Annotated in this window: 16 protein-coding genes; 6 read left to right on the top strand and 10 right to left on the bottom strand. The window is 47.9% G+C overall.

Going from position 1 to position 17,668, the window contains the following annotated elements:
• Positions 1 to 8 precede the first annotated feature (8 nt).
• A complete protein-coding gene (locus tag BZG75_RS08370) occupies positions 9 to 500 on the top strand; it encodes an NfeD family protein (RefSeq protein ID WP_077461414.1) in 492 nt (163 codons plus the stop codon).
• Between the two features lie 332 nt (positions 501 to 832).
• On the opposite strand, the gene BZG75_RS15415 is transcribed toward BZG75_RS08370, so the two are convergent.
• Positions 833 to 1,006 (bottom strand): hypothetical protein, encoded by a 174-nt coding sequence (locus BZG75_RS15415; RefSeq protein WP_164837586.1) that lies wholly within the window; start codon positions 1,004 to 1,006, stop codon positions 833 to 835.
• 280 nt (positions 1,007 to 1,286) lie between these two features.
• Here BZG75_RS15415 and metC point away from each other — a divergent pair, with 280 nt between their 5' ends.
• Positions 1,287 to 2,480 (top strand): cystathionine beta-lyase, encoded by a 1,194-nt coding sequence (gene metC / locus BZG75_RS08365; protein ID WP_077576703.1) that lies wholly within the window; start codon positions 1,287 to 1,289, stop codon positions 2,478 to 2,480.
• A gap of 72 nt (positions 2,481 to 2,552) precedes the next feature.
• On the opposite strand, the gene BZG75_RS08360 is transcribed toward metC, so the two are convergent.
• The 5 genes from BZG75_RS08360 to BZG75_RS08340 form a co-directional block, all read right to left on the bottom strand.
• Positions 2,553 to 4,151, bottom strand: a complete 1,599-nt coding sequence (locus tag BZG75_RS08360; protein ID WP_077576702.1) for a methyl-accepting chemotaxis protein — start codon at positions 4,149 to 4,151, stop codon at positions 2,553 to 2,555.
• Between the two features lie 159 nt (positions 4,152 to 4,310).
• Positions 4,311 to 5,546, bottom strand: coding sequence for a quaternary amine ABC transporter ATP-binding protein (locus BZG75_RS08355; RefSeq protein ID WP_077576701.1), 1,236 nt, complete (start codon positions 5,544 to 5,546; stop codon positions 4,311 to 4,313).
• Positions 5,539 to 6,435 (bottom strand): ABC transporter permease, encoded by an 897-nt coding sequence (locus BZG75_RS08350; RefSeq protein WP_025744837.1) that lies wholly within the window; start codon positions 6,433 to 6,435, stop codon positions 5,539 to 5,541. Before BZG75_RS08350 ends, BZG75_RS08355 begins: the two co-directional genes overlap by 8 nt.
• Positions 6,436 to 6,499: 64 nt before the next feature.
• A complete protein-coding gene (locus BZG75_RS08345; protein WP_025744836.1) occupies positions 6,500 to 7,495 on the bottom strand; it encodes an ABC transporter substrate-binding protein in 996 nt (331 codons plus the stop codon).
• A 167-nt stretch (positions 7,496 to 7,662) separates the two neighbouring features.
• Entirely contained in the window at positions 7,663 to 8,202 is a 540-nt protein-coding gene (locus BZG75_RS08340; RefSeq protein ID WP_077576728.1) for an isochorismatase family protein, read from the bottom strand.
• Positions 8,203 to 8,362: 160 nt separating this feature from the next.
• On the opposite strand from BZG75_RS08340, the gene BZG75_RS08335 reads away from it, so the two are divergent.
• A complete protein-coding gene (locus BZG75_RS08335; RefSeq protein WP_025744900.1) occupies positions 8,363 to 9,232 on the top strand; it encodes a DMT family transporter in 870 nt (289 codons plus the stop codon).
• A 32-nt stretch (positions 9,233 to 9,264) separates the two neighbouring features.
• On the opposite strand, the gene BZG75_RS08330 is transcribed toward BZG75_RS08335, so the two are convergent.
• Positions 9,265 to 10,248, bottom strand: a complete 984-nt coding sequence (locus BZG75_RS08330) for a lipid A deacylase LpxR family protein (RefSeq protein ID WP_077576700.1) — start codon at positions 10,246 to 10,248, stop codon at positions 9,265 to 9,267.
• A gap of 138 nt (positions 10,249 to 10,386) precedes the next feature.
• Here BZG75_RS08330 and BZG75_RS08325 point away from each other — a divergent pair, with 138 nt between their 5' ends.
• From BZG75_RS08325 to viaA, 3 genes are all read left to right on the top strand, one after another.
• Complete coding sequence (locus tag BZG75_RS08325; RefSeq protein ID WP_077576699.1) at positions 10,387 to 11,217, top strand: sulfurtransferase; 831 nt, start codon at positions 10,387 to 10,389, stop codon at positions 11,215 to 11,217.
• Between the two features lie 259 nt (positions 11,218 to 11,476).
• On the top strand, positions 11,477 to 13,144 hold the full coding sequence (locus tag BZG75_RS08320) for an ATPase RavA domain-containing protein (RefSeq protein ID WP_077576698.1): 1,668 nt from the start codon (positions 11,477 to 11,479) through the stop codon (positions 13,142 to 13,144).
• Positions 13,131 to 14,600, top strand: a complete 1,470-nt coding sequence (gene viaA / locus BZG75_RS08315) for an ATPase RavA stimulator ViaA (protein WP_077576697.1) — start codon at positions 13,131 to 13,133, stop codon at positions 14,598 to 14,600. Before BZG75_RS08320 ends, viaA begins: the two co-directional genes overlap by 14 nt.
• A gap of 46 nt (positions 14,601 to 14,646) precedes the next feature.
• Here the strand turns inward: viaA and BZG75_RS08310 are convergent, their stop codons facing one another.
• Genes BZG75_RS08310 through BZG75_RS08300 form a run of 3 tightly spaced genes read right to left on the bottom strand, consistent with a single transcriptional unit; the run spans position 14,647 to position 17,342 of the window.
• Positions 14,647 to 15,441 (bottom strand): ABC transporter ATP-binding protein, encoded by a 795-nt coding sequence (locus BZG75_RS08310; RefSeq protein ID WP_077461405.1) that lies wholly within the window; start codon positions 15,439 to 15,441, stop codon positions 14,647 to 14,649.
• Positions 15,438 to 16,349 (bottom strand): ABC transporter permease, encoded by a 912-nt coding sequence (locus tag BZG75_RS08305; protein ID WP_025744904.1) that lies wholly within the window; start codon positions 16,347 to 16,349, stop codon positions 15,438 to 15,440. Before BZG75_RS08305 ends, BZG75_RS08310 begins: the two co-directional genes overlap by 4 nt.
• 24 nt (positions 16,350 to 16,373) lie before the next feature.
• Positions 16,374 to 17,342, bottom strand: coding sequence for an ABC transporter substrate binding protein (locus tag BZG75_RS08300; RefSeq protein WP_077576696.1), 969 nt, complete (start codon positions 17,340 to 17,342; stop codon positions 16,374 to 16,376).
• Positions 17,343 to 17,668 lie beyond the last annotated feature (326 nt).

The raw sequence follows: 17,668 nt of genomic DNA, 5'->3' as shown, positions 1-17,668 counted from the left end.
GTAAATACGTGAGTCACTATCTTGCAGAGTTAACTATTATCATTGGTTTACTGTTGTTAGCCGCTGAAGTTTGGCTGCTCGGTTTGTCAACAATTGTCTTATTAGCTACCGGTTGTGCTGCGGTTTTAGTTGGGTTACTGGCCATGATCGGGGTCTTGCCCGAAACCGTGACCGCATTGTTTAGTGGTACTGGCATCGGCGCAGGATTACTTACCTTAGCGCTGTGGCGACCGCTTAAACGGTTACAGCATAAAGAACGTAGTCCGGACAATCGTCATAGCGACTTTATTGGACTGACCTTCGTCCTGACTTCACCATTAAGTCGCGAACAACTGTCGTCGGCCAAGTACTCTGGAGTGACATGGCAATTGCAACTTAGTGCTAACGCAGGGGATATTGTCCTGCAGCCTGGTGAGCAAGTGAAAGTGATCGGTGTGGATGTGGGCCGGTTTACTGTTGAGCCCGTTTTATCATCAACTGAGGGTGAAGCAGAAAATTGAGGATTAAAATCGGACGCGCTGAAACGTAAGTGTAGCGCCAATAAAGCGTGACCATAACAAACAAAAAGCTCGGGAAACCCCCGAGCTTTTTTATGCTTATTGCTTAACTAAACGTGGCTTAGGCTTGCTTTAGTTGCTTTTTCAATTTTTTCAGCTTGCCTTCTTGTTTCGCAACTTTCGCTTTGGTTTTCTTGATCGATTTTTTCAGATCTTTCTTTGATACTTTCGCCATGATTTTCTCTCCTTAAGTATAGATTGCCGAAGCGTTTGCCACTGCAATACAGCTTCAATGCTGTGGTCGGGTGCCGGCAAGTTGCACCGTAAACTGGGTGTTATGATTCTTTTTTTGTTTCGTGGTCTTTTAAAAATTGTTTGATAAACCGTCTGACTTCTCGAGCCGCTGAGGTATCAAGCTCGTCACATGTTTGCAGAAACGCATCACGTTGCTCACTATTGATTCGTATCAGTAATTGACTGTCTTTTTTGACTTTTTCTTTTTTTGCCATGTTTTTTAGCCTATCGCTTAGATATACAATGTATATACACTTACATTGTGTTTCCAGTCAAATAGATAAAAATGTGATCTGTTTAGTGTTCGAACCAAAATGCGGAGTGGATAGTCATCAACCTAAACACGCTTCGCTAACCGCGATGACTTAGCGTTTAGCGCGATGACATATCATTGAATCGATAGGTAGAAAATTACAATATGGACGTCTAAATGTCTTTACTGCTTACGGCGAAACGCTTAGGCTAGAGATATGGGCAACATAGGATGAGTGAGCCATGGAAAAGAAACAAAATCGTACGCAGCTAATCCATGCTGGACGCCAAAAAGGCTACACCTTAGGCGGGGTTAATCCAGTCGTACAGCGCGCTTCTTCAATCATTTTTGATTCATTAGCAGAAAAGAAACACGCGGTTGCAAATCGTCACCAACAAACGCTGTTTTATGGCCGACGAGGTACGACCACTCACTTTTCGCTGCAAGACGCAATGACAGAGCTTGAGCAGGGAACAGGTTGTGCGTTATTTCCGTGTGGCGCGGCGGCGATTGCTAACAGTATTCTCGCATTTGTTAAAACGGGCGATCACATACTGGTATCGGGTTCGGCGTATGAGCCTACTCAGGACTTTTGTGAGAAAATACTGGCCGACATGCAGATCGAGACCGAGTATTTTGACCCACTTGAAGGTGACGAGATTAGTCATCGTATCAAGCCGAATACACGTATCGTGTTCTTAGAGTCACCCGGGTCGTACACCATGGAAGTGCACGATACGCCAGCCATTGTGCGAGCGGTTCGCAATCGCGCCCCAGATGCTGTGATCATGATGGATAATACGTGGGCGGCAGGTCGCTTATACCAGCCGTTAACACAGGGTGTCGATATTTCTATTCAGTCTGGCACCAAGTACATTATTGGTCATTCAGATAATATGCTAGGCACCGCCGTTGCCAATGCGCGCTGTTGGCCAACGCTGAGAGAGCGTGCCTACTTGATGGGACAAACCGTTGATCCTGACACTGCCTACCAGGCGGCGCGAGGACTGAGAACGCTCGATGTACGGCTAGCGCAACATCAAGAAAATGCGTTACATGTTGCCAACTGGCTGAATGAGCAGGCTGAAGTGGCGAAAGTGCTTCATCCCGCATTCACTGATTGTCCGGGGCATCGCTATTTTGCCCGTGATTTTAGTGGCAGTAACGGACTGTTCTCATTCGTTTTTAAGGAACGTTTGTCCGATACGCAATTAGAAGCATTCTGCGACTCTATGAAGTATTTTAGCATGGCTTATTCATGGGGAGGTTACGAGTCTTTGTTACTTGCCAATCAACCCGAACAGCTTAATCGGATCCGGCCCGTGGCTAAAGTGAGTTTCAGTGGGACACTCGTTAGACTGCATATTGGTCTCGAACAGGTGGAGGATTTAATCGCTGATCTTGCCGCTGGTTTTGAACGAGTGAATAAGACGTAATCATATCTATTTTCGAAACACCTAGCTTCCGGACAACAGGGCGCTAGGTGATCACGATTCGCTATTTCGTCGTCACGTCTGAAACTGATCGGTCAGCTGGGTTAATGCGCTCGATTGATGGCTAAGCTGACCGCTTACATCACTGGTTGTATCGATAGCATCGGTCAGTGACTGACTGCCATGTTTGAGAGCGCGACGTTGCTCAGTAAGGTGTGCAATTTCTTTGTGTTGAGAATCGAGGGCTGCTTCAACTTCAGCGCTGAGTTGCTCCAGCCCTTGGAAAGTAGTGTGCATTTCACCAAGATAACTTTGTAGTCGGATGCTTGCTTGCTGGTTATCTGCACTGGCCGATTGTGTTTCTGATAATAGATGACTGGCGGTATCGACTTGACCAAGTAAGTCATTAATCCATTCTCGAATATCTCCTGTCGATTGTGCTGTGCGCTGAGATAGATTTCTCACTTCATCCGCGACAACCGCAAATCCACGGCCATGCTCCCCTGCACGTGCCGCTTCTATGGCAGCGTTGAGCGCGAGAAGGTTAGTTTGCTCTGCTATACCTTCAATCACATCCATAACACCGGCAATTTGGTTGCTCGTTTGTTTTAGCGTTGCCATGGTATTTGATACATTTTCAACCACTTTGACGCTGTGCGTTATTGAGGCTTCAGTAGCACGCATTTGGGTCTGAATCTCATCGTTGTCTTGGGATACTTTGCCGATATACTCGCGGGTATCATGAATAGCACTCGCGATTTCCGTGGTTGCGCTTTCCATAACGGTAAGCGATTGCGCGACATCGTTAACGTTTTGCCGTGTTTGCTGATTAATCGTCGCCACTTGCGTGCTTTGTTGGTCTAAGGTATCTGACTGTTGATCAAGCGCTGATGTTCGCGATTGTATATCGGTAACAAAGTGACTGAACTTATCGAGCAAGTTATTTGATGCGCGAGCGACGGCACTGACTTCGTCGTGATACTTGTCAGACAGACGTATTGAAAGATCGGAGCGATTATCAATATCCGTCAGCGAGGTCGCGATATCGTCCAAGCGTACAATGACGGTTTTGCGAAGCCAGGTCATTAAAATAAGTGCAAGGATCAAAGTGGCACCGCTACCGGCATACACAAAGTTGGACTGCTGATGCAAGAAGAGGATCAATCCTGAAGCAGATGCCTTAGCATTATCCTGACGCTCTATTAGTTTTTCGCTAATCACTGATAGCATAGGATCAACGGCTGGGTAGAGATCGAAATCCACAAGGCGGCCTGCGTCATAAAAACTTTTACTTTCGACCGTTTTAGCGAGCTTATTAAGGTATTGATCAAACTTCTTTTTTTTATCTTTTTGTTCAGAACGCCAGTTTGAGAGAGAAGGATACTGGGACAACGCCTGCCAGCTTTGCTGATAGCGTTTATGGAGCTTTTCAAACTCAGGCGTAATTTCATTCCAAAACAACACTTGGGCTTTGATCTTTTGTGACAGATTCACTAAGTCTCGGTGATCACGCTCAAGCGCGAGTAATGCCCAGACTTCGGGGAGTTGTTGATTCACATATTCGGCTGAAGCATCCGCTGAGCGAGATGATATCCAAAGCGCGAGACTACCTAATCCTAAGGTCGACGCGATGAAGAGGGTAAAGGCGATCAATAACCGCTGACGTACACTCATATAACTTCCTACCAACTGCGAGTCCTGATATGCGCAGCAGGTTAGGGAGAAAGTGTTTCAACAAAATGACACTTGTCTCACTATTGTGGTGATGAGAAGAGATACCTTTTCATTGGAGTGAAAATAATGCGCCCCAATAGGTAGGGCGCATTGATATAATTAGCTCGCTTTTTGGGGTGGGTTTGTGGATAACGTTTCGGTCGCGCTTTTTCCTGTTTCGCTGAGAATGTTGGCAACAGTCTGTCGTGAGAGATGCCCGATAAGCTCCCCATGATCGTCGAAGACGGGCAGTGGCCATTTCGACTCCAAGGTATCTGGAATCACACTCTCGAGCAAAGAATCTTGATCAATCGCGGGAACATCCTCAAGTAAGCTAGCCTCGATATGGCCACTTGGATCTTTGTCACTCAGTGCTTTTTGGCTCAAGGTACCTTGGTAACCCTCCTCGGTAATGTAGTAGCCATAATTAACTTTTTGATGGCGCATCTGCTGAATGGCATCACCAATTGTGGTCGCACTGATACGACAGATTTGCGGCTGCATCACGGTTTCAACGGTTAGGGCTCGAGCACGGTTGACGTCTTTAACAAATGCTTCGACATAGTCGTCTGCTGGTTGAAGTAGAATATCAACCGGCTCACCCACTTGTACCAGCTTACCGTCCCGTAAAATGGCAATACGATCACCAAGACGTAACGCTTCGTCGAGATCATGGGTAATAAAGATAATCGTTTTATGCAGCTTTTCTTGTAGCTCAATGAGTTGGTCTTGCATCTCACTGCGAATGAGCGGATCCAGTGCAGAAAACGCTTCGTCCATCAATAGGATCTCCGCATCCGTACACAAGGCCCGTGCTAAACCGACGCGTTGCTGTTGCCCACCGGATAACTGGGCAGGGTATTGGTCAGCATAGCCCTCTAAGCCAACCGTAGAGAGCCACTGTTGAGCCTTTTCATCTCGCAGTGCTTTGGCTTCTCCTTGAATGCGAAGACCAAAACCGACGTTTTCTTTGACAGTACGGTGAGGAAGCAAGCCGAATCGCTGGAAAACCATCGACATTTTATGACGACGAAATTGCTGCAACTCTTTTTGTGAGTACTGCATTATATCCGTGCCATCAATGCGAATTTCACCTTCTGTCGGATCGATCAAACGATTGAAATGGCGAATCAGTGTTGATTTTCCTGAGCCAGATAAGCCCATGATGACGAACACTTCACCGCGCCGAATAGACAGATTGATGTCACTAAGTCCGATAGTATGTCCTGTTTCTTGTAGCAATGCGTCTTTGCTTTTACCTGCTTTAACATCGGGCATGAGCTTACGCGGATGGTTGCCAAACACTTTGTAAAGACCGTGAATTTCGATCAAGGTGTTCTGCTCAGAATCAGTCATGATCACCTCCCTTTAAGTGCTGCTGTGATCGCTTGGCATAGCTTTGCGAGACGCGATCGAAAATAATAGCAATCACGACGATCGCGAGGCCATTGAGCAGGCCCAAGGTGAAATATTGGTTAGTGATCGATTTAAGAACGGGTTGACCCAAGCCAGAAACACCGATCATCGAGGCGATCACGACCATGGCGAGTGCCATCATAATCGTTTGATTAATGCCGGCCATAATGGTGGGCATTGCCAGTGGTAGCTGAATCTGAAAAAGGCGCTGAACGCCATTGGCGCCATACGCAGTCGCTGCTTCAAGCACATCTTTATCGACCAGCCTAATCCCAAGGTTCGTTAAGCGGATGACCGGTGGAATGGCGTAAATCACGACGGCAATGACCCCCGGAATTTTACCAATGCCCAGTAACATCACGACAGGAATTAAATAGACGAAAGCGGGCATGGTCTGCATGATATCAAGGAGTGGCGTAACCACCGCTTGGGTCCGATTGGACTTCGCCATCGCAATCCCGATAGGTACACCGACACCTATCGCGACAAGCGTACAGACCAAAATGATACTCATGGTGCTCATGGTATCTTCCCACATCCCTAAGTAAGCAATTAGAGTGAAAGAAACAACCACAGCCGCAGGGAGCTTCCAAGAGCGACTGGCGAGATACGCGATACCGGCAAGTACGGCAATCACCAGCCACCAAGGTGTGGCAAGGAGTAAATCTTCGAACCAAACAAGAAAGTGGAGGAGGGGGTCAAAAAAGGCTTCGATACCTTCGCCATATTCGCGAGAAAAATTCCGATAGGCACCATCCAGTGTTTGTCGGATGGTGAGCAGATCGCGCCTGCTCATTTCTGGCACATCCGTTAGCCATGAAGTCGCCATTGTTATTATTCCTATACTGCTAAAAGAAATCCCGCACAGTGGCAATACTGTGCGGGTTATTGAGTTACAACGCGTCTTTTACTTTGCTCGCCACATCATTTGGCACCCACTGGGTCCAAATGTCTTCATGATTAATTAAAAAATTGATCATCGCATATTCACCGTCAGCCTGGTTATCTTCCATCCATGCCAGTAATCCATTCATCTGGTCGTTGGTAAAACCACGATTTTCTATATAGGCCATGGCCTCGGGAGCTCGTTTAGCAAAGCGTTCTGTCACGACAGTCTCAACATCAGCGGCTGGATACATTGTTGCTTTCGACGTTATGCACTCGTCAGATGTAATACATGACTTATAGTGCTCGACATCCGTACCCGTTTCGAAATCGACTTTAACCATTTCATATTTGCCTAACACGGCCGTCGGTGCCCAGTAGTAACCAAACCAAGCTTCTTCGCGTTCATAAGCTTTGGCAATGGAGCCGGCTAAGCCAGCACCGGAGCCAGGGTCGACAATTTCAAAGCCACTGTCGGCGAGATCCAATGCTTTAAAATTATTTTCCGAGGTAATTTGGCAGCTCCATCCCGCGGGACATCCGTAAAAGGCTGCTTTTGACGGATCTTCGGGATGAGGGAAAAGATCGGCATTGGCTTTAACGCCCGAAATGGTTTTAAGTTCGGGGTGCTGATCGACCATGTATTTAGGGACCCAAAATCCCTCTTCGCCGCCTTCAACAAAGGCTTGTCCTGCATAGCGTATACGTCCTTCGTCAATACCTCGCTGAAGGCCTTCACGCATGGAGTTACTCCAAAACTCCGGTGCAATATCGGGCTCGCCTTTTTCTATCATGGATGTGCCGGTTGGCATGGTATCACCAGGTACGAGTTCAGCATCACAGCCGTAGCCATGCTCTAAAATAAACTGATCAATGTTGGCAATCAGGCTCGCTGAATTCCAGTTCATATCGGCAATCGTGACGTTGCCACACCCATGATCATCGGCACTGGCCGGGACTGCAGACAGCGTTAATAGGGCTGCAGAGAGTAGTCGTTTGTACATAGTGCTTCCTTTCTCTTTTATACATTCGTCATGAATAATATTAGACCACTAATGAAAATGTTAGCGCCTACTGTGCGATCTATATCTCATAAATACTGGATATTTTAGGAGTATACGTATTCAACCCCTAGATCTTCACGCCCWTTACTTAGAGATCTATTTTCTTTCTACTTTATTAACGTTAAAAAAGATCGAAAGTCTGAACCGCCGGCTGCTTGTTGCCACTCAAACAACAAGGCTTCGACCAAAGTGATCCAGGCGCCATTTTGCTGCATCATTGCAATTCCGGTGTGGTAATGAGACGCGTCACAGGATGAGGTTGCATCCGTGACTAGGTGAACGTGATAGTGGGCTCTGAGTAGATCGCAGGCTGTTTGATAAACACAAATATGGGTTTCGATGCCACATAGGATGACTTGTTTACGGTTAAGATCATCGAGTCGTTTTTTAACATCGGGGTTTGCGTAAGCACTAAATGTCTGCTTGGCAATGGGCGTATCCGTTGGGATTAACTCAGCCAAACTCTCAGTGGTCGCGCCGAGCTTATCGGGCAGTTGCTCGACCCACACCACGGGCACATCAAAGTACTGACAGGCACGCATTAGTTGGGCCACCTTTTGGTGTAGTGCTTCGCTGCCTGTTACCTTTTGTGCCAGTTTGCCTTGTACATCAATCAACAAAACGACCGCATTCTCAGTATTGATCATTGTTTTATCCCCCTGTTTTATCACGCAAATAAGCATAGCACCTTCTCGCTATGGCGTTGTCTTTTTGAGCGCTAATACATTTTTCTTACTATTAAGATACTTGATGTCAACTAACATAACAGCTACTGTATCTTTACGTGAAGATACATAGAGAAAGGTTATGCATTATTTTATCGCTATTCTTGCCCCGATTTTTTGGGGCAGTACTTATTCAGCGGTTGCTCTGTTCCTGGGGGATCTTTCCCCTTATTGGATGGCAGTATGGCGAGCATTACCAGCGGGCCTGTTAATGCTGATGATCAGTCGACGTGGTTTACCTTTAAGTTTGCCGAGAATGCTTGCTGTAAGCTTTTTTAATATCGCGGCTTTCTTTTTACTGCTTTTTATTGCCGCTTATCGGCTACCCGGCGCTATCGCTGGGACTTTAGGCGCGACCTTACCTTTGGTACTGATGCTGCTTCAGTGGTTAACAGAAGGGAAACGGCCTCAGCCTAAACTACTTGGGCTGGCGATTTTAGGGCTTTTCGGCGTGGTATTATTATTGAATCCATCTTCCAATATCGATTGGATAGGGGCCGGTGCCATGTTACTTGCCACATTTTTTGTTGCTCAGTCGACACTATGGATGAAGCGATGGGAAGCGAAAGACATTTTTGGATTAACCGCTTGGCAGTTAGTCCTTGGTGGCATCATGCTTATTCCTTTTGCTTGGCTCTTTGCGGGACCGCCAAAGGCGATAACCATGGAGGCCGTACCAGGACTTGCTTGGGTTATTTTACTCAATACTGCTGTCGGTTACTGGGCCTATATTCGCTCGATCACTGTACTTGGCCCAAATCGTCAATCTATCATTATGTTTCTTAATCCGCTTACGGCGGTAACCCTTGGTGTACTGTGGATCAATGAAACGTTACAGCCGTTACAGTGGTTAGGTATTGCGATGATTTTAGCGTCATTGGTGTTGATGAAACTCACGGATAAACGAAAGAGTCAGTCGCCTAAACAAGCCGTTGCCGCCACACCTCGATAGTGGCGACGGAAAGCGAAACGAGAGTATGGATGTTAATACCGATAATGCACGGTCCAAGATACGTAGCTATAGGTGTCATCGGTAGCTTGCTTATAGTCTTTCGTGTGTACAACAACACTGATATCTGTGCCCCAGTGAGGCTGGTAAAATGCTAGCCCGGTAGCGGCACTTGCTTGCCAGTGGGTCATATCGATGTCGGCATTCTCTGGCGGTTTATCGCCATTGATGGTGATGTCATTGGCTCGATATCGGCCTTGCATCGCGGCATAAAAGAATGCGCCCTGTTCGCTTGCGTCGAACAAACGGCTGTCTAAATGGCGGCCTGGCTCGAAGCTAATGCCGCCAAAGGTATTAGCCAGATCAAGACCAATACGATAACTCAATCCTGTAGAGAGTTCGCTGCGGAAGTTACCGATATCGGCACGTCCAGTCACTCCCCATTCTTGGTTCTCGCTACGGTGCAGGAGCTGGTGGCGTTCATAAGCAAACTGCGCCACTGGCGTGTTTTCCACTTGGTAGTCCCATCCTTTTGGGTCGGGCGAGTCGATGAGGTCATGAACGTAAGATTGTCCTTCTTCAGTTTGCGATGCGGGGCCAACCATTCCGAGCATAAATGACCACTTATCGACCCGCTCTGATGTCTGCTGATAAATGCCAGGCTCGATAAAAATCAAACCGGCATAGGGACGTTCATTGGGATGGGGCGTTTCCCATTCAATATCGTTGGGCGTCCACATCATTTGTCCAACATCGATGCTCCAGCTTTGGCGTGCTTGTTCGTTAAGCGGTAGCTGTTGAGCAAACCAACGAATGGGCGTGACAGCGGTGGTGGTGACATCATCGGACCAATCCGCATGCCAGTGCGCATAAACACCACTGGTGTATTGATTATCAACGCCTAACGGACTGTCGTTTTCAATTGTTACACCGACCCCCGCGCTAAAAGCCGCTGTGGGTGCCAGCAGTAGTGTGGGAAACAATAAAATAGCGCCTGAGATCACGCGAGATGGTGTCATTCATATCCTCATTGAGTTGCATCTTTAATGCGAGGCTTTCAGTATGAGTAAAAAATTAGGCTGATACTAGATAAGATAAGTCAATATCTTGTGAAAGTGTTGTCATCCGCCAATCAACGATGAAAAGGAACCGTCAAGATGTCAGTGTTTGTAACCCCTGAATGGCTCGCTCAGCGCCTCGATACCGTCGTTCCTGTCGATGCTAGCTGGTTTATGCCAGATGTATCCCGAGATAGCTTCCAAGAGTGGCGCCAACGGCGTATTCCGGGTGCCGTTTACTTTGATTTCGATAATACAGTCAAAGATCAATCTTCCTCTTTACCTCATATGTTACCGGATGAAACGAGTTTTGCGCGACATATGGGAACGCTAGGTATTGCCTCGCAAGACACGTTAGTGGTCTATGACACGCAAGGCTTATTCTCTGCCGCTCGCGTGTGGTGGATGTGTAAAGTGATGGGCCATCGGGATGTATTTATTCTTGATGGCGGACTACCTGCTTGGATGGCATCAGAGGGGCTGATAGATAATACACCGCCTCAGCCGCGTGTCGAGGCAACTTACCACGCCGATTTTAAAGCGTATCGTTACATTGATGGCGACACGCTGGCCGAAAAGCTGGCCGCAATCAATGTGATTGATGTCCGTCCTGAAACACGATTTTATGCACAGGTGCCAGAGCCTCGAGAAGGTATACGAAGTGGTCATATGCCCGGCGCTATTAACCTACCTTTTAGCGAATTGACGGATCCGCGCGGTTTTGTGATCAGTTCAGACATCGCACGTAACATCGTTTTACCTCACCTCAGTGATACACGTTTGAACGTAGCAAGCTGTGGATCAGGCGTGACGGCTTGTATCTTAGCCGCGGTGGCTGAGCACTATTTTGCTTATCCGCTTGCGGTGTATGACGGCTCTTGGACGGAGTGGGGTGGCCATCAATTTTGGCCTGTTGTCCGGGAAGATTAAAATCTATGCAAACGCGAAGGCGGTAAGTGGCAAGATTGACTTGATAGTGATCTATGTCACTATCTAGCTGATGCGCTAATGATATATCAATACATAAAGTAATATTAAGTTACACATTAGGCGGTTTTTTGCGCACAAAAACCGCTAGCGAATGGCAAAGTATTGGAATCTTGCCATGGTTAAAGAGCAGTGAAGCTTTTTACCGATTTTAATCAAATGCGTTAACGATGACACCTAGCCACAAATAGCGGAGTGCCACTTGTCTCAAAATCTTGCCACCGTCAGCCGTCGCGCGCTATTACCCGAGCGTATTGCAAGCCTTATTGATGCACTATCTAGTGGGGTGTACGAACGCGAGCACACTATCAAAATGTGTCTATTGGCCGCACTCGCGGGTGAAAGTGTGTTTTTACTCGGCCCGCCAGGCATTGCCAAAAGCTATATTGCGAAACGTTTGATAGAGGCGTTTGATAACAGCCAATTTTTTGAATATTTAATGACGCGCTTTTCGACACCGGAAGAAGTGTTTGGCCCGCTTTCGATTCAAGCGCTAAAAGATGAAGGCAAATACGTACGCCTAACCGACGGCTATCTACCCAATGCTGATGTGGTATTTTTGGATGAAATATGGAAAGCCGGACCTGCCATTCTTAACACTCTTTTAACCGTTGTGAATGAACGCACTTTTAAAAACGGTGAGCATGTTTATCCTGTCCCTATGCGCTTGTTGGTTACCGCGTCCAATGAACTGCCTGATCCCGATAGTGGCCTTGATGCGCTCTATGATCGCATGTTACTCCGCGTTTTCGTCAATCGTATCCAAGAGAAGAAAAACTTCAAACTGATGCTTACCGAGCCCAGCCAGGACGAAGTGGCGGTGGCCGATAAGTTGAAAATTAGCCATCAAGAATATCAGGATTGGCAGACCATTATTCCCACCTTGGGTCTGCCGGATGCGATATTCGAAAAACTCTACACACTAAAACAGCGGGTAGAAAATGCCGGCAGTGAACAATCACAATTCGACCCAAGTGAACTTTATGTGTCCGATCGCCGGTGGAAAAAGGCGGTGCGTTTGCTAAAAGCGGCCGCTTTTTTCAATGGTCGTGATGAAGTCGCCCCATTGGACTTATTGTTACTGGAAGACTGCCTATGGCATAGCCCAGAATCGCGTGATGTGGTGAAAACCGTGATGCAGGCATTTGCCAAAGAAGTTCTGTTCGATCAACAAGAAGTGCTTGCCTTGCTCGATGACGTCAAAGTGGCGTTAGAAGATATTGAGCAAGACACAGCTGAAGCGCTGACCTATCGACAAGACACGGCCAACGCTGGGCTCACGCGCAAAGCGATGATTGACTTGAGCCAGTCGCCTCGCTTCACGGTCAACCAAAGTCGAGATTTGGTTCGTTTTGTTCTACTTCGAGCCAACCCATCGGTTTCAGAGCAAGAAAAAGGTGACAGTCGTTGGGTGTATCTTGATGCGGCTGACATTGAGAAAAAGTTGAAAACAGGCAGCACAGACTTGTATGGCTATGTGAATAAAAATAATCACCTGTGCCGGCTCACTCTGGAGTGGGATGCGCAGCACGCCTTAGTCATCAAAGACATTGCTAATCGGCCGGTGCCTATGGCCCTGGTGGGCGTGAACGATCCGAGCGAGGAACAGCTGGCCACATGGACACAACAAACAGATCATGCGCTTGAACAATTGCAGCATGCGCAGTTTTTAATTCGTCGCGCGCGCAGTCAGCTCAATGCTGGGTTGCCCCATTTATTTGCGCAACCGGATCTGCTTGAAACCGCGTCAGCGAGTTTGGTCGACGTCGAACATGAGGTCAAAACGCAGATTAATAACCTAGAGCGCCAAGTTAATCGTTTAGCGCGCTTAGGTGAGTTCTTCTCAGGAGCCAGTGATGCTGAGCGCTGAGAGCCTGAACATGGGGTTGATGCTCGCCGAGTCTGGGTTACTGGATGCGGCGATGACAGAGTTGATGTCTCACCCCCAGTTACTTGTGTTGACAGAACGAAGCCCAGCGATTAAGCGAGCAGTAAAAAAACAGCTTCACCGCTGGCGGGGGCAAACAAAGCGCAAACTGGTTCAACAAGGGTTGTCAGCCTCTCTGAAGCAAGAAATTCAATACTACGAGCAGGCCACCGAAAAAACCGCGCGCGCGTTTGAAAAAGACATTGATACTTTACTAAGCCACTTAAAATCTGTTTCTTCTTTCTATCCGCAGGCAGAAAGGCTCGCAGCCCATCAAGCTCAACATGCTGATCCTATGTTTCAGTCGTACTTTTGCAACAAATGGCACGCGCATTTAAAAGCGGAAATACAAAAAAACCAGTCCGACAGTGTTGAATCACAAAAACAAAAATTACTCGACGATCTCTATCGCCGTATCTCGACCTATCAAAAAATGAATGGCGTGGATCAATCGGGTGATATCAGCAAAGTGGGGCGGCTATGGGATATGGCGGCCAGCTCGCTTTCCCAGCAAGACGTCACCTTACTTAAACGGTTTATTACTTTTTTAGAGAAGAACCCAGAGCTTCAGGCGATTGCCGAACAGTTAGGGCGAATGGCAAACCATGTTGATGCGCAAGGGCCCAGCGAGCAGCCGACGGAAACGCTAAAAACCGTGCCGGAAAAGCAAGTTGATGTCCCTGATGACATCACCGGCATCTGCCAAAGTGATCGTGTTGACCGTCTCTTACCCAATGAGGCGGTATTGCTGGCTGATCCTGCGCTCGAGGTTGTTTTTTATAAACAGCTTGTCGATAAACAACTGCTAAATTATCAAATGACGGGCCAAGCCCATCGCCGGAAAAAAGTAGAGACGTATGCCCCCAGTCAATCCAAGCCAGAGCAAAAAAAGGGACCCTTTATCATAGCCGTCGATGCCTCAGGCTCGATGAGTGGATTCCCAGAGCAATGCGCCAAAGCACTCGCCTATGTATTGATGCGGATTGCCGCGACCGAGCATCGTGATTGCTATGTCATGCTCTTTTCCACTGACCATATCAGCTACGAGTTAACCGGTGAGCGCGGTTTGCAAGAAGCGATGAGCTTTCTTTCATATCGGTTCCACGGCGGGACAGATATGGCACCTGTGATCGAAAAAGCGCTTAATCTGATGGCCGGTGAACGCTATCAAAACGCCGATCTAGTGGTGGTGTCGGACTTTATTGCTCCTAAGCAGTCCGAGACGATGATCGAAAAGATCGATGCATTGAAGTTAAAGCAAAACCGTTTCCATGCGGTAAGCTTATCCAAATATGGCAACCCTGAATTAATGGCCATGTTCGATCACTGTTGGCGTTACCAGCCCTCATTAGGAGGACGCCTGATTAATCAGTGGTGGCCGAGCAAAAATAAGTCATAGAAAATAGATGACTAGGCGCTTATATAACAGCAAGCGCCGTAGCAAGTTAACCGAGTAGCAAGCTGTCGTCGGCGAGGGTTTCGCCGCGCACTTTGTTGAACATGTCTAAAAGATGTGGCACGTCCATATTTTTGCGCTCATCACCATGGACATCTAGCACAATGTTACCTTGGTGTAGCATTACGGTTCGATCACCGCATGCCAGTGCGTCTTTCATCGAGTGCGTGACCATCATGGCAGTGAGGTTAAACTCATTGACGATAGTTTTGGTTAAATCAATCACGAACGCGGCCATGCGTGGATCCAGAGCGGCGGTGTGTTCATCGAGCAATAAAAGCTTGCTGTCTGACAGGGTGGCCATCACCAAACTTACGGCCTGACGCTGACCTCCAGACAGCAGACCAATGCTATCCCCTAGTCTATCTTCTAAACCTAACCCCAAAATCGCAATGCGCTCTTGGAACAATTTACGACGTTTACTCCCAAGCGCACGTGACCAACCGCGCCCTTTACCTCGCCGATAAGCCAGCGCCAAGTTTTCTTCGATGGTTAACGACGCGCAGGTACCCGCAAGTGGATCTTGAAATACGCGTGCGGCAAGGGTGGCGCGCTGATGCACAGCCTTCTTGGTCACATTAATATCGTCAATCATAACTTGGCCGCCAATCATCGGCGTTTCACCGGTGACGGCGCCCAGTAAGGTTGATTTGCCTGCGCCATTGGAACCAATGATGGTGACAAACTCGTTTTCGGGAATGGTTAAGCTTACGCCGCGCAGAGCACGGTTTTCGAGGACGGTCCCTGGATTAAACGTGACCTGAATATTGTTCAACGAGATCATCCTGACACCTCCGCCTGTTTTGCGCGTTTGGACTTTTGATACTGTTGGCGCATTTTGGGAGCGATCAATGCCACGGCAACCAGTACCGCGGTAACCAAGTTGAGATCAGAGGCTTGAAGACCAAACATGCCACTCGATAGTGCAAAGCCGACGGCGAGGCGATATAAAATGGAACCCAGAATCACCGCCACAACGGCGACCCAGACTTTACGTCCAGGCAGTAATGTTTGTCCGAGGATCACGGCGGCGAGACCGACAACAATGGTCCCTACGCCAGAGGTCACATCGGCAAAACTATTGGTTTGCGCAAATAATGCACCGGCAAAGCCAACAAAGGCATTTGAAAGGGCGAGACCAAAATAGGTGTACATCGCCGTGCTGCCGCCTTGTGCTTGAACCATTCGCGCATTAACGCCCGTTGCGCGTAACCCCAAGCCAAAATCACTGGCTAATAAGCGGATCACGAGTAGCCCACTGATAATCACTAATACGCCCACGACTAAGGGACGCAAATAGACGGGTGCAATACCGAGTGATTCAAATGGCGTTAGGATGGTTTCCTCGCCGAGTAAGGCAATATTGGGTCGCCCCATAATACGAATGTTTACCGAAAATGCGGCAATCATGGTCAAAATACTGGCGAGCAAGTTGAGGATGCCGCACTTTACAGTGAGAAAAGCAGTGACTAATCCGGTGATGCCGCCAGCCAAAATCGCCATTGCGGTCGCAAACCATGGGTTATAACCCGCCACGATCATAGTAGCGGCAACGGCGGCGCCCATCGGGAAACTGCCGTCAACCGTTAAATCGGGAAAATCGAGTACACGAAAAGTGAGATAGACACCTAGCGCAACCAAGCCATAAACTAGGCCGACTTCTAGGGTGCCGAAAAACGCAATTGCCGTCATTTACTACTCCTAGATTGAGCCTAACTACTCTACGATTCGTGAGGCGCGATCCAAGATAGAAGCTGGCACGTCGATCCCCAACTTGTCTGCAGCCGAACGGTTCACGGCTAAGTCAGACCCTTCCGCAACTTTGGCAGGTAGAGATGAAATCGGCTCGCCGTCTAAGATGGCCGCAACATAGTCCGCTGTTTGCACCCCGACGGAGTAATAATCAAAGCCAAGTGCAACGACCGCGCCATTGGGGATATAGGACGTCGATCCACCTAGGACAGGGGTATCTGCTGAGTTTGCAGCGGCCACTAAACCATCAATCGCACTGGCAACAGTATTGTCTGTTGGCGCATAGATAATATCGGATTGGGTGGCAACAACTTGCGCAGCAGATTGCACATCTGCGCTTTTCAATGCCGTGCCTTCGATCACTTTTATCCCGTGCTCTGCTGCCGCGTCTTTTAACAGATCAACCAATGTCACTGCGTTCGCTTCACCGGGGTTATAAACCACTCCAATCGTCGACAGGTTGGGAAGCAGCTCTTTGGCCAGCCCCACATGCTGGGCAACAGGAGAAAGATCAGATAAGCCGGTGACGTTACCCGTTGGCGCAGCCATATCTTTCACTAATTTGGCGCCGATAGGATCTGTTACCGCCGTAAAAATGACGGGTACGTCGCGTGTTGCAGCCGCGAGCGCTTGCGCTGATGGTGTCGCGATACCGACTAAGACGTCAGGTTGTTCTCCAACATATTGACGCGCAATCTGCACCGCAATTGCTGGATTACCTTGCGCAGTTTGATATTTAAACGACAAGTTGTCACCTTGGATATATCCTTTCTTCTCCAAGCCATCAAGCAGACCGTTGCGGGTCGCGTCAAGAGCGGGGTGCTCAACGATTTGGGATACGGCGACGCGAGCGGTCTCGGCAAATGCGAATGGTGCATGCCCCAGTGATAAGACCGCTGCACATACAACGGCAGCAATTTTTAGTGTTTTCATGGTGACTCCCTTCTTGTTACTCACACATCCTTGCGCAACCGCGACGATGCAGTTGCGATGTTATCTATTTGTTATTGTTAGTCGAACAGCGTGCGATGGCACATTTCGTACACTTTTCTTAAACCTAGTCGATTTTTGCCAGATATAACAGCGAACATCGACTAGTAAATTGATATTATTAATCTTGACAGTAGAGAATGTCACTTCTTTTTTGTGATTTCATCATGGTTATCAATAGACGTTATCGCCATATTTGTTAATATTATGTTCGTTTTTGTTCTGTGGTGACCTAAGACGACAAAATAAACAATTAGCGTTCGGAGTGA

This window comes from Salinivibrio sp. AR640 (genome assembly GCF_001995405.1).
Taxonomy (GTDB): domain Bacteria; phylum Pseudomonadota; class Gammaproteobacteria; order Enterobacterales; family Vibrionaceae; genus Salinivibrio; species Salinivibrio costicola.
The sequence above is the reverse complement of the archived record's forward strand: the minus strand, read 5'-3'. Positions and strand labels throughout refer to the sequence as shown.

What these genes read in the sequence shown, in the direction of transcription:
- BZG75_RS15415 (WP_164837586.1), bottom strand. Translation starts at nt 1,006, where the DNA reads ATGGCAAAAAAAGAAAAAGTCAAAAAAGACAGTCAATTACTGATACGA.
- metC (WP_077576703.1), top strand. Translation starts at nt 1,287, where the DNA reads ATGGAAAAGAAACAAAATCGTACGCAGCTAATCCATGCTGGACGCCAA.
- BZG75_RS08360 (WP_077576702.1), bottom strand. Translation starts at nt 4,151, where the DNA reads ATGAGTGTACGTCAGCGGTTATTGATCGCCTTTACCCTCTTCATCGCG.
- BZG75_RS08355 (WP_077576701.1), bottom strand. Translation starts at nt 5,546, where the DNA reads ATGACTGATTCTGAGCAGAACACCTTGATCGAAATTCACGGTCTTTAC.
- BZG75_RS08350 (WP_025744837.1), bottom strand. Translation starts at nt 6,435, where the DNA reads ATGGCGACTTCATGGCTAACGGATGTGCCAGAAATGAGCAGGCGCGAT.
- BZG75_RS08345 (WP_025744836.1), bottom strand. Translation starts at nt 7,495, where the DNA reads ATGTACAAACGACTACTCTCTGCAGCCCTATTAACGCTGTCTGCAGTC.
- BZG75_RS08340 (WP_077576728.1), bottom strand. Translation starts at nt 8,202, where the DNA reads ATGATCAATACTGAGAATGCGGTCGTTTTGTTGATTGATGTACAAGGC.
- BZG75_RS08335 (WP_025744900.1), top strand. Translation starts at nt 8,363, where the DNA reads ATGCATTATTTTATCGCTATTCTTGCCCCGATTTTTTGGGGCAGTACT.
- BZG75_RS08330 (WP_077576700.1), bottom strand. Translation starts at nt 10,248, where the DNA reads ATGACACCATCTCGCGTGATCTCAGGCGCTATTTTATTGTTTCCCACA.
- BZG75_RS08325 (WP_077576699.1), top strand. Translation starts at nt 10,387, where the DNA reads ATGTCAGTGTTTGTAACCCCTGAATGGCTCGCTCAGCGCCTCGATACC.
- viaA (WP_077576697.1), top strand. Translation starts at nt 13,131, where the DNA reads ATGCTGAGCGCTGAGAGCCTGAACATGGGGTTGATGCTCGCCGAGTCT.
- BZG75_RS08310 (WP_077461405.1), bottom strand. Translation starts at nt 15,441, where the DNA reads ATGATCTCGTTGAACAATATTCAGGTCACGTTTAATCCAGGGACCGTC.
- BZG75_RS08305 (WP_025744904.1), bottom strand. Translation starts at nt 16,349, where the DNA reads ATGACGGCAATTGCGTTTTTCGGCACCCTAGAAGTCGGCCTAGTTTAT.
- BZG75_RS08300 (WP_077576696.1), bottom strand. Translation starts at nt 17,342, where the DNA reads ATGAAAACACTAAAAATTGCTGCCGTTGTATGTGCAGCGGTCTTATCA.